Raw genomic sequence first — 15,252 nt, forward strand, 5'->3', positions numbered from 1 at the left:
TAGTGCAAACCATTGATTCTAAAGCTATTGATAAATAGTCACCTGTGTAAGATACTTGTTCAGATATTTATGTCCATTATTTGTAAATAAAGGGAAGCTTATGCTCAGAAAAACCCTCGTTAGTATTGCTGTATCAGGCGCGTTGTATGTGTCCAGCAGTTACGCATTGGAACTGGGTGAGTTAACCTCTCAATCAAATTTGGGCGAGCCTTATCGCGGACGAATAGAGCTTTCCGATGTAGGCGCATTAACTGACAATGATATTTTAATTCGTCTAGGCAGTGAGAGTGAATTCCGTCAAGCGGGTTTTGCACCAACTAGAGTATTATCCCAGCTAAAATTTGATGTGATCCGAGAGAATGGTCGACTGGCTGTTTCTGTCTCGTCTGACCAAGCCTTAAGGGTTGATGAGCTTCATTTTGTTTTAGCAGCTCGTTGGCCAAGTGGGCAACTTGTTCGAGAATATCAAACGCCCCTGAATCAATCTGCATTGGTGAAAAAAACGCAAGAAGATGTTGTTCAATCGACTGCAGTGTCTACACAGCAAGCAGCTTCTGCTTCCAATTCAGTTTTTCGTCAAGCAACCTTGTCTGCTGAGAGAATGTCTCCTAAAGGCCAGTTAAATGTGGTCAAGGGTAATACTCTTTGGTCTATTGCTGGGCAAAACCGCCCAACCAATCAGCTGACTATTTATCAGACGATGATGGCAATACAGGCTCTCAATAAAGACGCATTTTATTCTGATAATATAAATCTTCTTAAAGAAGGTGCAATTTTACGCTTGCCAACACAAGAGCAGATTGCTCTTTTCAATAAGTCGATTTCACAAGAAGAGTTTCAGCGACAGCATAATGCTTGGATGGCTCTGAAAAGCTCTCAATCTGGTGCTTCTGTTGAACAGGCTCAATTGAATACGCAAGCAAAAGCGAAAGCCGCTGCTGGTACAGCTGGTGCTGGCGGCGATAAATTAACGCTAGCGTCTGGTCAAAGCTTATTGCCTGAGAATATGGCTAGCTCAAATGCTGGACAAAGTTCTAGCGCCTCAATGAGTGCTATGCAGAATGAGCTATCTGCATCAAAAGAGATGCTCGACAAAGAACAAAGAGAAAAAGCAGAGTTATCAAATCAACTTGGTGATCTGAATAAGCAGTTAGAGACGCTAGAGAAGCTTATTAGCTTGAAAGACAAGCAAATGGCAGATTTACAGCAACAGTTTGCTAGTGCTCAACAAGCTCTTCAAGAGCAAAAGAATACCGTTGATCAGTTATTAGAAGCAGATCAGATACGCAGAGAGAAAGAGCAGGCGGAAGCGGATTCATTTGTAAATAAGGTTTTCGGTAACCCTATTGTTGTCTCTATAGGTGCGGTTGTTTTATTGCTGATTGGACTTTTAATCGGCTTGGTTATGCGTCGCTCAGGAAAGAAACAGGAGGAACAAGATTCATCAAAAAAGGATGAATTTGACCTTTCTCCTGCTGCTGCAGTGGCACCAGTTGCTGCTGTCGTGGCAACTGAATCCGCTGTGGCTGATGAGCCAGATGTGGCGGAAGAGCCTCAGGAGGAAGATCCGTTCGCATTTGATTTTGATACTCCAGATGAAGATGACGACTTAGCGGATTTTGGTTCATTTGGAGAAGACGTAGCTTCAACAGAGCCATCTTATGACGCGCTCGAAGATGAAGATGACTCAGCAGTTGAGGATGAGTTTGAACGTGCTCTTGAAGAGGATTCCGAAGAAAGCGTTGAGGATATTTTTGATTCCTTTGGTGGGGATGATGGGCTAACTGATACTTTGCCGGATTTAGAGGATACGGATGATTTTGATGAGTTAGAAGCGTTTGATGAAGAAGATGACATTCCAACAGTAACGCCTGAACCCATTGAGGTGGATGAAGATCCTATTGCTGATGAAGCTGAGAGTGAAGAAGAGTCCTTTGTATCAAGTTTATTAAACGACGTTGATGAAGAAGAGCAAGATGATGTCGATGAATCAGCTGTTTTTAGTGGTTCTCCAAGCGATACATTGGCTAACTCTATTGAAGAATCTTTAGCGGAAGCACAGCAAGAAGAGGAGATGGAGGTTCCATCTTTTGGGGAAGCTGAAGCGGCACAAGATGAAGAAGTTAGCGATGAAGAAGAGGAGTTTGACTTCTTTGATGCCAGTGGTGATGAAGCTGCAACCAAATTAGATCTAGCAAGAGCCTATATGGATATGGGTGACGAAGAGGGCGCGCGAGTGATCCTTGAAGATGTTATTGACTCCGGCAATGAAAAACAAATCGCAGAAGCGCAGAATATGATGGAGCGAATGTTCCCAAGTGACTAAAAAAGTAGTACTGGTTGTTGAATATAATGGCTCTGAATATAAGGGCTGGCAAGCACAAAAATCTGGTGTTCCAAGTGTTCAGGAGAATTTAGAAAAAGCGTTAGCGGTTATTGCAAATCACCCTGTTAAGGTGGTTTGCGCAGGGAGAACCGACTCTGGTGTTCATGCAAGTGCGCAAGTTGTTCATTTTGAGACGGATGTTGAGCGTAATGAGCGAGCATGGACGATAGGCGTTAATACCTATCTCCCCTCTGATATTACCGTTGTCGCGGCGAGCTATGCTTCAGAAGACTTTCATGCCCGTTTTAGCGCATTAAGCCGTCGTTATCGTTATGTTATTTATTCTTCTCCTTTTTGCCCTGCAATATTGGCAAAGGGGGTAACTTGGACATATAAAACACTTGATGCTGATGCAATGAAAGAGGCTGCGGAAGTGTTTCTTGGTACTCATGATTTCTCTTCTTTCCGTGCTATTGGCTGTCAAGCCAATACCCCCATCCGTACCATTCTTAACTTTGACGTACAAAAACTCGGTCAGTATATTGTTCTAGATGTCAGGGCGAACGCCTTTTTGCATCATATGATTCGAAATTTTGCTGGCGTGTTAATGTCTATAGGGGCGGGAGAAAAGCCCGTATCTTGGGCAAAACAGACTTTAGATGCGAAAGACCGTACTAAAGGTGGTATTACGGCGCCACCGACAGGCTTGTATTTTGTCGATGCTCAATACCCTGATGTTTTCAATGTGCCTAAACTCCATTTAGGTCCTCATTTTTTACCCTATGTAGACGAGCCTAGCTATGAATTGCCGAGTTAAAATCTGTGGAATAACAAACCTTGAAGATGCAATGATGGCTTGTAAGCATGGTGCGGATGCTATTGGTTTTGTTTTTTATGAAAAAAGCCCAAGGTATGTTTCGCCAGAAACGGCCAATTCTATTGTCGAGCAATTGCCTCCTTTTGTTACGCCCGTTGCTTTATTTGTTGATGCAAGTGCATCGCTAATTGAGTCTGTGGTTAGTGCGAATGCACGTTGGATGATTCAATTTCATGGTGTGGAATCCGAATCCGAGTGCTGTCGATATAAGCGCCCTTATATGAAAGCTTTGCGGGTCAAGCAAGGGGATAATGTTTCAGCTTTGGTTGATCAATACCCAAGTGCTCTGGCTATATTGTTAGATGCTTATAAAGCGGGCGTGCCAGGTGGAACTGGCGAGGTATTTGATTGGTGTTTAATTCCTGAAGGCTTATCGAAGCCGATAGTGCTAGCAGGTGGTTTAACAGGAGAGAATGTTAAACAAGCGATAGAACAGGTTTCCCCTTACGCTGTAGATGTAAGTGGTGGCGTTGAGTTGTCAAAAGGCATTAAGAGCGAGCCTAAGGTTCAAGAATTTATTCGTGGAGCAAAGTGTGGATAGCAACGATATTAATCTAGATTTACCAGATTCTCATGGCCGTTTTGGCTCTTACGGTGGAATCTTTGTCTCTGAGACATTGATGTCCGCTTTGGAAGATCTATCCGAAATGTACGAACGCTTGTCTAAAGACAGTAATTTTCAAGCCGCGTTTGATTATGACTTAGCCCATTATGTTGGCCGACCATCTCCGCTTTATTTTGCTGAGCGTCTGACTAAAAAAGCCGGTGGGGCTAAGATTTACTTAAAACGCGAAGATTTAAATCATACTGGCGCTCATAAGATAAATAATACTATTGGTCAGGCTTTGCTCGCCAAGCACATGGGGAAGCCAAATATTATTGCAGAAACCGGGGCTGGTCAGCACGGTGTAGCCTCTGCAACAGTGGCTGCTCGTTTGGGGTTGAAGTGTAAGGTGTTTATGGGAGCGGAAGATATTCGCCGTCAATCACTGAACGTTTATCGCATGAAGCTGCTAGGGGCGGAGGTTATTTCTGTTGAATCTGGCACTAAAACGTTGAAAGATGCTCTGAATGAAGCCATGCGTTATTGGGTTGGTAATGTAGATGACACTTTTTACATTATAGGTACTGCTGCCGGTCCTCACCCATACCCGAAATTGGTACGAGATTTTCAGGCTGTAATTGGTCGTGAAACCAAAATGCAATGCCTAGAGCACGAAGGCCGCTTGCCTGATGCTGTTGTGGCTTGTGTTGGTGGTGGTTCAAATGCTATTGGTATGTTTCACCCATTCATCAAAGATGAAAGTGTTGCCATGTATGGCGTTGAAGCGGGCGGTGATGGCATTGAAACTGGCCGTCATGCCGCTCCATTGAGTGCTGGTCGTCCTGGTGTTCTTCATGGAAATCGTACTTATGTGATGGCGGATGATGACGGCCAAATTATTGGCACGCACTCTATTTCTGCGGGTTTAGATTATCCGGGCGTGGGCCCTGAACATGCTTGGTTGAAAGATATTGGTCGTGCTAACTACGTAGCAATTAATGATGATGAAGCGATGCAAGGGTTCAGAGATCTTACTCGTCTAGAGGGGATTATGCCTGCGCTTGAATCAAGTCATGCTGTTGCTTATGGCATGAAGCTCGCTGCGACGATGGAGAAAGATGAAATAGTTGTAATTAATCTTTCCGGGCGTGGTGATAAAGATATTCTTACCGTTGCAGAATTGGATGGGATTGAAGTATGAGCCGCATTAAACAATGTTTTGAAAATTTAGAAAAATCTGGTAAAAAGGCGCTCATTCCGTATATTACCGCTGGTGATCCTAGTCCTGATTATGCAGTAACACTGATGGATGCCTTGGTTGATGCGGGTGCTGATGTGATTGAAATAGGCATGCCATTTTCTGATCCTATGGCGGACGGTCCAGTTATTCAGTTGGCTTGTGAGCGAAGCTTAGCTGCTGGCACAAGTGTTAAAAAAGTATTGCAAATTATTGCGGACTTCAGAAAAAAGAATACTCACACTCCGGTTGTTTTGATGGGCTATTTGAACCCAATTGAGTTTTATGGGTATCAAGCTTTTTCAAATGCCGCAAAAGAAGCGGGTGTTGATGGCGTTTTATTAGTAGATCTGACTCCAGAAGAGGCGACAGATGTAGTAGAATGCTTCCGAGAGAATGAAATTGATCTTATTTATCTGCTGTCACCGACTACGACACCAGCGCGTGCTAAGAAAATTTGTGATTTGGCGACAGGTTACGTTTATTACGTTTCCGTTAAGGGTGTGACTGGGTCTGCTGAGTTAGATGTAGATAGTGTTAAAAAACATGTTGATTCATTGCGTGCAATTACTAGCTTACCGATTGGTGTTGGCTTCGGTATTCGTGATGCGAAAACAGCAGCGTTAGTCAGTCAATGTGCTGATGGGGTCATTGTAGGTAGTGTGTTGGTTAATGCCATTGCCGAAAATAAAGATCATCAAAAAGAATATATAGCTGGCGCTTTAAAAGATATTTTATTACCAATGCGTAATGAAATGGACGCTTAAGCGGCAGCCAACGAGAGATATGGAGAATTAAATGAGTAGCTGGTTAGATAAATTTGTCCCTTCCATTGTGCGCAGTGAATCAAAGCGCAGCACAGGCTCTGTGCCTGAAGGTCTTTGGAAGAAGTGTCCGAAATGTGAAAACGTTTTATATCGTCCCGAGCTAGAAAAGAATTTAGATGTTTGTCCTAAGTGCGAGCATCATCTTCGTGTAAGTGCACGTCGTCGTTTGGATATCTTTTTGGACAAAGAAGGTCGTCATGAAATCGGCGCACATCTTGAGCCTGAAGATAAATTGAAGTTTAAAGATTCAAAACGTTATAAAGACCGTATCGCGGATGCACAAAAAGCAACTGGCGAGAAAGATGCTTTGGTTGCTATGCAGGGTGTCTTGAACGGTATGCCTGTTGTTGCTGTAGCATTTGAATTTAGCTTCTTGGGCGGCTCTATGGGTGCCATTGTAGGTGAGCGATTTATCCAAGCGGTAAATGTTTGTTTAGAAAAACGCATTCCTCTTATTTGCTTCTCGGCAAGTGGCGGAGCTCGTATGCAAGAAGCTTTGATTTCTTTGATGCAAATGGCTAAAACAAGTGCCGGCCTTGAGCGTTTGAAGCAAGAAGGTATTCCATACATCTCTGTGATGACAGACCCTGTATTCGGTGGTGTATCTGCTTCTTTGGCTATGCTAGGTGATTTAAACGTTGCTGAGCCAAATGCATTGATCGGTTTTGCTGGTCCTCGTGTAATTGAGCAAACAGTACGTGAGAAACTACCAGAAGGCTTCCAGCGTAGTGAGTTCCTGCTTGATAAGGGCGCTCTTGATATGATTATTAAGCGTGATGAAATGCGCGGTCGTTTATTTAATATCTTATCTTTGCTTACCAATAATAAGGTTGCTTAATTAGATGACGCACACGTCATTAGCGAGTTGGCTTTCATACATTGAAAGCCAACATCCCTCTGAAATAGAGCTAGGTCTAGAACGAGGGAATGCTGTATTAGCTCGATTGAATTTATCTAGACCTAAAGTCAATGTGATTACTGTGGCTGGCACTAATGGCAAAGGTTCGACTTGTGCCATGCTGACACAGTATTTATGTAGTCAAAATTATTCTGTTGGTACTTATACCTCTCCTCATTTTCTTCGATTCAATGAGCGTGTTGCTCTTAATAACTCTTCTTGTGATGACGATCTTTTGTGTCGCGCATTTGAAGCTGTAGAAGCGGCACGTGAAGGCATAACTCTTACCTATTTTGAATTTAGTACTCTGGTAGCTTTGTGGATTTTTGATCAAAGCGAATTGGATTATTGGGTTCTAGAAGTTGGTTTGGGTGGGCGATTGGATTCTGTCAATATGATCGATACTGACGTTGCTGTTGTGACTTCTATCGCGTTGGATCACGTCGATTGGCTTGGTGATAATTTGGATGTTATTGCCAGAGAGAAAACAGGTATAGCTAGAAAAAACAAATTATTGATCAGTGGTGTGGTGAATCCTCCTGAGACCATTGCTAGCACCGCGTTAGAAATTGGCGCTAGGCTACATCAAAAGGGAGTGGATTATACCTTTGACAGTAACGAGCATGAATGGTCATGGGTCGGAGGTGGTGTTCAGTATGAGCATTTACCGATTCCTACATTGCCTTTGCAGAATGCTGCTACTGTTCTCGCTGTCTTAGTGTATATGGGGTTTGCCCCATCTCAGGAAGATCTTGAGACACTATTTAGTACAGCAGAGCTAACTGGGCGTTTTCAGAAAGTAGCTTCTTCACCTGATGTTTATATTGATGTCGCACATAATCCGGAAGCGGCTTTGGAGCTGGCGCAGCGCATAAAACATTTGCCTGTCAAGCCAATTGCTGTTTGTGGCATGTTAAAAGACAAAGACATTAATAGTGTGATGACTTATCTTGCTGATAGTTTTTCTAGCTGGTTTTGTTGTGATTTACCTGGTCCAAGGGGTGCGAAAGCCAATGAACTTAATAAGTATATTGTGCAGCATTCCCATAGCCCGTCTTTTGATATTAATGCTTTCAGCTCTGTTCAAGGTGCCTTTGAGGCAGCTTTAACGCAAGCAAAGCAAGTTGGGTGCCCTGTGATTGTTTTTGGCTCCTTTGTAACCGTCTCAGAATATTTGGCGCTCGGTCAATTGGAAGAGTGATTTATGATAGATAGAACCATTATGTATAGGCTTATTGGTGCAGGGATTATGGTGTTATCCGCCTCGATTATTCTACCATTAATCCTAGACGGAGAACGTCCGGAAGAACTGGATATGCAGGTTCAAGTAACGTCGCCCCCGGCGTTTCCTACTATTGAAATTGCCCCTGTTCAACCTGTTGACAGCTTACCTGTTGCGTCTATGCAAGACTCAGGCAGTGACACTGGGAATATTGAATTAATACCTGTGCCAAAAGCGGCAAAAGATGTTTCTCAGATTAGTGCAGCTCAACCAGAAGTATCGACACCGCAAGTAAAAGCGCCTGTTGAGAAACTCACACCTACGGTAGTGGCTGATCGCTGGACATTGCAAATTGCCACGTTCAAAAGCAAAGACAATGCTACCCGATTGGTAGAAAAACTTAAGGCTGCTAAGTACGATGCATACAGCCTTACGACCAACTCGCTTTATAAAGTGTATGTTGGTCCAGAATTAAAGCGTGAAGTCTCCGATAAACTGCGAGATGAAATTAAAAAAGAGTTTAGTTTGAGCGGCATTGTTGTGAAATATTCAGTTAATTAAGCTGAATATTTATTTTGCAGTGTTTGGAAAAAGTTAGGCGTCTGTTAAACTCCGCAGCGATTTTTTAGAGGTTTTCATGGAGCAGGTAAGTTCTCTATCGACTGTTGATTGGTTGATTATTGCAGTAGTAGTTCTTTCTACTCTTTTGAGTTTAAAAAGAGGGTTTGTGAAAGAGGTTTTATCCTTGCTAACTTGGGTTGTGGCCTTTGTGGTGTCGGTAAAATTTTCTGATCAAATGCAGTCTCTATTAATTGATCAAGTTCAAAATGATCAAATTCGATATATTGTTTCTTTTGTTTCGCTTTTTATCGCTTCGTTAATTGTAGGGGCGTTAGTAAGCTTTTTGCTAGGCTCCTTAATTCAAGTGACGGGCTTGTCGAGTACCGACAGGGTGTTAGGAATGTTGTTTGGCTTTGCTCGTGGTGGCTTAGTCGTTGTGGCTTTTGTTGCGTTGTTGAGTTTAAGCCCAGCAATAGAAAAAACGGAGTTTTGGAAAACATCTCAATTGATTCCTCAATTGGGGCAGTTGAATAACTGGACGCGTGATATGTTAGGCAAGAGCTCGGATCTTATGGATTCGTCTCTCATTGATCGTGCTCTTGGCAATTAGTTGTTATCGGTAACAACAAAAATAGATAGAAACTTGCGGTGTTTGCCGCAATTCCCCAACACGAGGATTTAGAACATGTGTGGTATCGTTGGTGTCGTAGGCACATCCATGGTCAATCAAGCCATCTTTGATGCATTAACCCTTCTTCAACATCGCGGGCAAGATGCAGCAGGCATGGTAACAAGCCATAATGGACGTTTGTGCTTACGCAAAGACAATGGTCCGGTGAGTGAAGTATTTCGCACTCGTCATATGAAAAAACTACACGGTAATATTGGCATTGGTCATGCTCGTTACCCAACCGCTGGTACTTCTAGTTCAGCAGAAGCTCAGCCTTTTTACGTTAACTCTCCATATGGTATTTCACTTGCGCATAATGGTAATTTGACGAATACCGAAAAGCTTAAGCAAGAAGTATTTGAGTCTGATTTACGCCATGTGAATACTACGTCTGACTCAGAAGTGTTATTGAATGTTCTTGCTCATGAGTTGCATTTGGAAAATAAGCTAATCCCAACGCCAGAAGATATTTTTAATGCGCTTGAGCGTGTTTATAATCGTATCGAAGGTGGTTACGCCGTTGCGGCCTTGATTACTGGTTATGGCATTTTGGCATTCCGTGATCCAGATGGTATTCGTCCGTTGATTTATGGTTCTCGCCAAACTGAGGCGGGGGTTGAATACATGGTTGCTTCTGAGAGCGTCGCTTTGGATGCAGCAGGCTTTAAAATTGAGCGCGATATTCAGCCTGGCGAAGCGATTTTCTTCGATGTGAATCACAATGTACATGTACGTCAATGCACAGAGAAAAAAGTAGCCCGTCCTTGTTTGTTTGAATATGTATACTTTGCACGTCCAGACACAGTAATCGACAGTATTTCTGTTTACAAAGCACGCATGAACATGGGTGACCGCCTGGCGGCTAAAATTGAGCGTGAATGGAAGGATCATGACATTGATGTTGTTATCCCAATTCCAGACACGAGCCGAACAGCGGCACTGCAGATAGCGCAAACGCTTAATATCCCATTTCGTGAAGGTTTAGTTAAAAACCGTTATATCGGTCGTACTTTTATCATGCCTGGTCAATCGGTACGTAAGAAATCTGTACGCCAAAAACTTAACCCAGTACCTTTTGAGTTTAAAGACAAAACAGTATTGTTGGTTGATGACTCTATTGTTCGTGGTACGACGAGTAAAGAGATTATTGAGATGGCACGTGAAGCTGGCGCGAAGAAAGTGTATATCGCTTCTGCCGCTCCGGAGGTTCGCTATCCTAACGTGTATGGTATTGACATGCCTGCAGTAACTGAGCTGATTGCTAATGGTCGCAATGTAGAAGAAATTTGCGAATTGATTGGTGCTGATAAGCTGATTTTCCAAGATTTGGCTGATTTGATTGAAGCATGTATTGATGACAAACACTCGGACGTTCGTGAATTTGACACTTCTGTGTTTGATGGTAAATACATCACTGGCAATATTGATGGTGCTTATCTTGCTCGCCTTGAGAATGCACGTAATGACTCTCAGAAATCTTCAATTGAAGTCGCTTCTGGTAGTGACATGATGCACCCTATGTAGCAAAATCATTTGATAGTGACTTACGAAACAAAGCCAGGTCACGCCTGGCTTTGTTGTTTTCAGCTAAGGCAATTTTGGAGAGACACGAATGTCGGAATATAATGATGCGACGAAAGCCATTCATGCAGGCGCTCGTCAAACGCAGGAACAAGAAAACAGCGAAGCTATTTTCATGACATCAAGCTTCGCCTATTCCAGCGCAGAAGAAGCGGCTGGTAAATTCTCTGGCGAAGATGATGGTAATGTTTATTCTCGTTTTACCAATCCAACAGTAGAGCTTTTTGAAAAGCGTCTTGCTGCATTGGAGAAGGGGGAAGCGGCCATAGCGACCAGCTCAGGCATGGCAGCCCTAATGACTCTGGCATATAGCTTGTTAAGTGCGGGCGATCGTGTTGTCTGTTCACGAAATATTTTTGGCTCTACGGTTAAGTTTTTTAATACTTATACCGTGAAATTTGGCGTTGAAGTCGTGTATGTAGATGCGACAGATTATACCGCATGGGAAGAGGCGATCAACGACAAGACCCGTTTATGTTATTTCGAAACGCCTTCTAACCCATTGTACGAAGTGGTTGATGTAGCTCGAGTGGCTGAATTGGCTCATGTCAAAGGTGCCTTATTGTGTGTTGATACTGTGTTAGCAACGCCGGCATTGCAAAATCCGCTGACGCAAGGTGCTGATATCGTCATGCAATCTGCTACGAAGTTTATTGATGGCCAAGGTCGCTGTCTTGGTGGTGCCTTGATTTCTAGTAAAGACATTGTTGATGTTTTCACAGCATTTATGCGTAGTGCAGGGCCATGCATGAGCCCGTTTAATGCATGGGTGCTACTGAATGGTCTTGAGACCTTGTCATTGCGTATGACGGCGCATTCCTCTAATGCATTGAAATTGGCCGAGTTCTTAGAAACTCATCCTAAAGTGTTGAAGGTGAACTATGGCGGCTTGCCAAGTCATAAGTACCACGAACTCGCTAAGCAGCAACAAAAAGACTTTGGTGGTTTATTGTCATTCGAAGTTGAAGGTGGTCGTAAGGCTGCTTGGACTTTCATTAATGCCACTAAGTTGATGTCTATTACTGGGAATTTAGGCGACACAAAAACGTTAGTTACGCACCCAGCAACCACGACGCATGGTCGATTAACGGATGATGAGAAGTTCAAGGCAGGTATTGCTGAAGGCTTGGTTCGAGTATCTGTAGGCTTAGAAGGTATCGGCGATATTATTGCTGATGTTGATCAGGCATTGGCAAAACTATAACAAAGCATTTATGTACTTTGTTTTACAGTGAGTAGTGTGAAGATTCAAAAAAGCGGACTTAGAAAATATCTAAGTCCGCTTTTTTATTTTCTTAGAATGTAGTCAATTTGATAAGGGGCCGTCGTTAGGATTCTTCATCCTTATTGACTGTCGTTTGGTCGGCTTTTTCTATAGTTTGTTCTTGTAGTGCTTCTAGTTGCTTTCGCTCTTTGCGCCTATAGCCCAGCACTAATAAACACGGGGTTAGTATAAGTGTCAAAGGGGTTGCGAATGTTAAGCCTCCAGCGATAGCTGTCGAAAGTTGCGTCCACCATTGTGCTGAGGGGGCGCCAACACTAAAAGATTGATGGATAAGATCAATATTAAATTGAAACACCATAGGTACTAAGCCAAGGATAGTGGTGATGGTCGTCAGCATTACTGGTCTGAGGCGTTGAACACCTGTACGGATTGCTGCTTCACGCACCATCATGCCTTGTTTGCGTAGACCGTTGAATGTATCAATAAGAACAATGTTGTTATTGACCACAATGCCAGCCAAGGCAATAACACCGACACCACTCATGACAATGCCAAAGGGCTGACCTTTAGTCAGTAAGCCGATCAAAACGCCCATAGTTGAGAAAATCACCGCGCTTAAAATCAATAAGCATTGGAAGAAATTATTAAACTGGGTGACCAAAATAATCGCCATGATAAAGAAGGCAACCCCAAATGCTTTCAATAAGAATATCATCGATTTTTGCTGCTCTTCCGTATTGCCACGGAAGTCGTAACGGACCGACTGATCAATATTCGCAGCATCGAGTTTCACTTTAATTGCTTTAATAACTTCATCAACAACTAAACCATCTTTCACATCGGCATCAATTTTGATTGTTTTCTTACCATCAGTGCGGTTAATGACACCTTGCTTAGGTGCAGCGTAGCGATAAATAAAGTTACTAGCTGGGATGCTACCTTGATTAGTTGGGATCTGTAGCTGATCCAACTGGTCCAGATTTCGTTGATTTACTGGATAGCGCAGCACGATATCAATTTTGTCATCTGCGCCTTCAGGTAGAAAATCACTTAGGGTAATGCCGGTCGTCACTAGCTTTATTACATTACCTAGACTAGTAACATCAACACCGTAGCGGCTTGCTTCGGCACGGTTAATATCAATACGCCATTCAATTCCGGCTAGAGATCGATCGTCACTAACTGTCAGAATCTCATCTCTTAGCAGTAGTTGTTTACTTATTTCGTCGGCTGCAATATTCAGTGCTTCTGAGTAATTAGAGCTTAATTGTAACTGGATATCGGCGCCAGATTGAGGTCCTCCTTGCTCTTTTTCAGCGGTAACTTCTATACCAGGGATTTGTTTGGTTTTCTCTCTAATTCTATCGAGAATGACATTAGCTGAATCTCGTTTGTACCACTCGATAAACTCCATAGTAATGGTGCCAATACTATCTGGTGCCACATTATTACCTGGTGTTGCATAGGTTGTAGCAACGACACTTTTCAATTCACGAGTGCCGATAACTTGTCGTTCTACTAATTGAACGAGTGTGTCTTTTTCCTTAAGAGAGAGGTCACCACGAGCACGAATGTCTAGGTTGGCTGATTCGGGCTCAATATTAGGAAAAAATTCGACGCCTTTACCGAATTTTCCATAACTCATGAAAATACTAATTAGCAAAACGATAGTAAACATTAAAACCCAAATAGGCTTTTCGACTAGGCGTGTCAGCACTCGACCGTATAGCCCTGTTGGGCCAGTGAGCTCTCTAAGGTCGCCCGTCTCTGTAATGCGTAGAGCGTGCATTGTTTTATCACTATAGGCGCCTTTTTTACCAATAATCGATCCTATCGTGGGGATCACAATAAGCGCCATGACAAGAGAAGAGGCCAGTGTTGCAATGATAGTGATCGGCATAAAGCGCATGAATTCGCCAACTATGTCAGGCCAAAACAATAGCGGCATAAATACAGCCAATGTTGTGGCTGTAGAGGCGGTAATTGGCCATGCCATGCGTTTAGCTGCTTCGCTATAGGCTTGTCGTTTAGATGCTCCTTCAGCCAGCTTTCTATCAGCGTACTCGGTGACTACAATAGCGCCATCTACAAGCATGCCTACGCTGAGGATTAAGGCAAAGAGCACCACCATATTAATGGTGAAGCCTTGTAGGTTTAAAATCAGAATGCCTGCTAGGAATGCCCCAGGGATTGCTAAGCCGACTAATATAGCGCTTCTTATTCCGAGGGCCCAAACAATTACGATCATTACCAATAGAGTGGCTGCTAGAACATTGTTGAAGAGATCGTTGAGTGAGGTTTCTATGTCGGTTGATTTGTCACCTGTGAGGTTATATTCAACGCCACTTGGCCATTGCTGACTTTCGTTTTCAACTACGTTTTTGACTGCCGCAATAGTATTTATAATATTGGCGCCAACGCGTTTAGAGACTCCTAAAGTGATGCTGCGTTTGCCTTCAACTCGCGCATAACTGCTGGGATCCTCGAAAGTTAGCTCACCTGTGGCAATGTCGCCTAATAAAACAACCTGATCACCATCTGCTTTAATTGGTAAGTTAAGAATGTCTTCTTTGGTTTTTAATAGACCTGGGACTTTTAGAGAAAAGCGTCCTGCGCCCGTATCTAAATTACCAGCGGCCACCAAGCGGTTATTATTAGAAACAAAGTTAGCAACATCACTCAGGGATAAGTTGTAAGATTCAAGCTGCTCTGGGCGAATGATGATTTGTGCTTCCTGCTCTCTATCGCCACTAATGTTTGCTTCTAATACACCATCAACCGCTTCAATAGCGTCCTGTAAGTTTTTGGCTGTGCGGCTGAGGGTACCGAAATCTACATTACCGGATAAATTAACTCGTAAAACTGGAAAAGTAGACAGATTGATTTCGGATACAGTTGGCTCATCAGCATCGCTTGGTAGCTCACTTTTGGCCCTGTCAACTTTATCTTTGGTGTCGCTGATAGCTTGGTCAATGTCTACGCCAGATAGAAACTCCAAGATAATTGAGGCATGGCCTTCTGAAGCGGTTGATTTCAGCTCTTTGAGGCCGTCCAAGCCCTTTAATTCTTTTTCTAAAGGGTGGACTAATAAACTGTCAGCGTCCTCAGGGGAAATACCTTCTAGTGATACGGACACATAAGCCATGGGGATTGTAATGTCAGGATCGTTTTCCTTAGCAATTTCGATATAAGACACCGTCCCCATAATTAATATAAGTACGAAGAACATCATGACGGTACGAGAACGTGCTAAAGCGGCCTCAATTAATGCTTGCATATTGGTA

The 15,252-nt window shown here is 43.1% G+C and carries 12 protein-coding genes; 11 read left to right on the plus strand and 1 reads right to left on the minus strand.

The features are described 5' to 3' along the window. Positions 1-100 precede the first annotated feature (100 nt). The 11 genes from JSY38_RS18120 (at position 101) to JSY38_RS18170 (ending at position 11,947) form a co-directional block, all read left to right on the plus strand. On the plus strand, positions 101-2,326 hold the full coding sequence (locus JSY38_RS18120) for a motility hub landmark protein FimV (RefSeq protein ID WP_205114581.1): 2,226 nt from the start codon (positions 101-103) through the stop codon (positions 2,324-2,326). Then, complete coding sequence (gene truA, locus JSY38_RS18125; RefSeq protein WP_205114582.1) at positions 2,319-3,143, plus strand: tRNA pseudouridine(38-40) synthase TruA; 825 nt, start codon at positions 2,319-2,321, stop codon at positions 3,141-3,143. The genes JSY38_RS18120 and truA overlap by 8 nt, the downstream gene beginning before the upstream one ends. Further along, positions 3,127-3,744, plus strand: a complete 618-nt coding sequence (locus tag JSY38_RS18130; protein ID WP_205114583.1) for a phosphoribosylanthranilate isomerase — start codon at positions 3,127-3,129, stop codon at positions 3,742-3,744. Before truA ends, JSY38_RS18130 begins: the two co-directional genes overlap by 17 nt. Beyond that, entirely contained in the window at positions 3,737-4,948 is a 1,212-nt protein-coding gene (gene trpB / locus JSY38_RS18135; protein WP_114412152.1) for a tryptophan synthase subunit beta, read from the plus strand. Before JSY38_RS18130 ends, trpB begins: the two co-directional genes overlap by 8 nt. Further along, the gene (trpA, locus tag JSY38_RS18140) at positions 4,945-5,751 is read left to right on the plus strand and encodes a tryptophan synthase subunit alpha (RefSeq protein WP_205114584.1); all 807 of its coding nucleotides are present in this window, start codon (positions 4,945-4,947) and stop codon (positions 5,749-5,751) included. The genes trpB and trpA overlap by 4 nt, the downstream gene beginning before the upstream one ends. A gap of 31 nt (positions 5,752-5,782) precedes the next feature. Beyond that, positions 5,783-6,649, plus strand: coding sequence for an acetyl-CoA carboxylase, carboxyltransferase subunit beta (gene accD, locus JSY38_RS18145; RefSeq protein ID WP_114412154.1), 867 nt, complete (start codon positions 5,783-5,785; stop codon positions 6,647-6,649). Positions 6,650-6,653: 4 nt separating this feature from the next. After that, entirely contained in the window at positions 6,654-7,910 is a 1,257-nt protein-coding gene (gene folC / locus JSY38_RS18150) for a bifunctional tetrahydrofolate synthase/dihydrofolate synthase (protein WP_114412155.1), read from the plus strand. Between the two features lie 3 nt (positions 7,911-7,913). Beyond that, on the plus strand, positions 7,914-8,492 hold the full coding sequence (locus JSY38_RS18155) for an SPOR domain-containing protein (RefSeq protein WP_239544060.1): 579 nt from the start codon (positions 7,914-7,916) through the stop codon (positions 8,490-8,492). A gap of 76 nt (positions 8,493-8,568) precedes the next feature. Next, complete coding sequence (locus JSY38_RS18160) at positions 8,569-9,102, plus strand: CvpA family protein (RefSeq protein WP_114412156.1); 534 nt, start codon at positions 8,569-8,571, stop codon at positions 9,100-9,102. A gap of 75 nt (positions 9,103-9,177) precedes the next feature. Next, the gene (gene purF, locus JSY38_RS18165) at positions 9,178-10,686 is read left to right on the plus strand and encodes an amidophosphoribosyltransferase (RefSeq protein WP_205114586.1); all 1,509 of its coding nucleotides are present in this window, start codon (positions 9,178-9,180) and stop codon (positions 10,684-10,686) included. 88 nt (positions 10,687-10,774) lie between these two features. Then, complete coding sequence (locus JSY38_RS18170) at positions 10,775-11,947, plus strand: O-succinylhomoserine sulfhydrylase (protein ID WP_205114588.1); 1,173 nt, start codon at positions 10,775-10,777, stop codon at positions 11,945-11,947. A 124-nt stretch (positions 11,948-12,071) separates the two neighbouring features. On the opposite strand, the gene JSY38_RS18175 is transcribed toward JSY38_RS18170, so the two are convergent. Continuing rightward, a complete protein-coding gene (locus JSY38_RS18175; RefSeq protein WP_205114590.1) occupies positions 12,072-15,245 on the minus strand; it encodes an efflux RND transporter permease subunit in 3,174 nt (1,057 codons plus the stop codon). Positions 15,246-15,252 lie beyond the last annotated feature (7 nt).

The organism is Marinomonas foliarum, assembly GCF_016906065.1.
Classification (GTDB): Bacteria; Pseudomonadota; Gammaproteobacteria; order Pseudomonadales; family Marinomonadaceae; genus Marinomonas; species Marinomonas foliarum.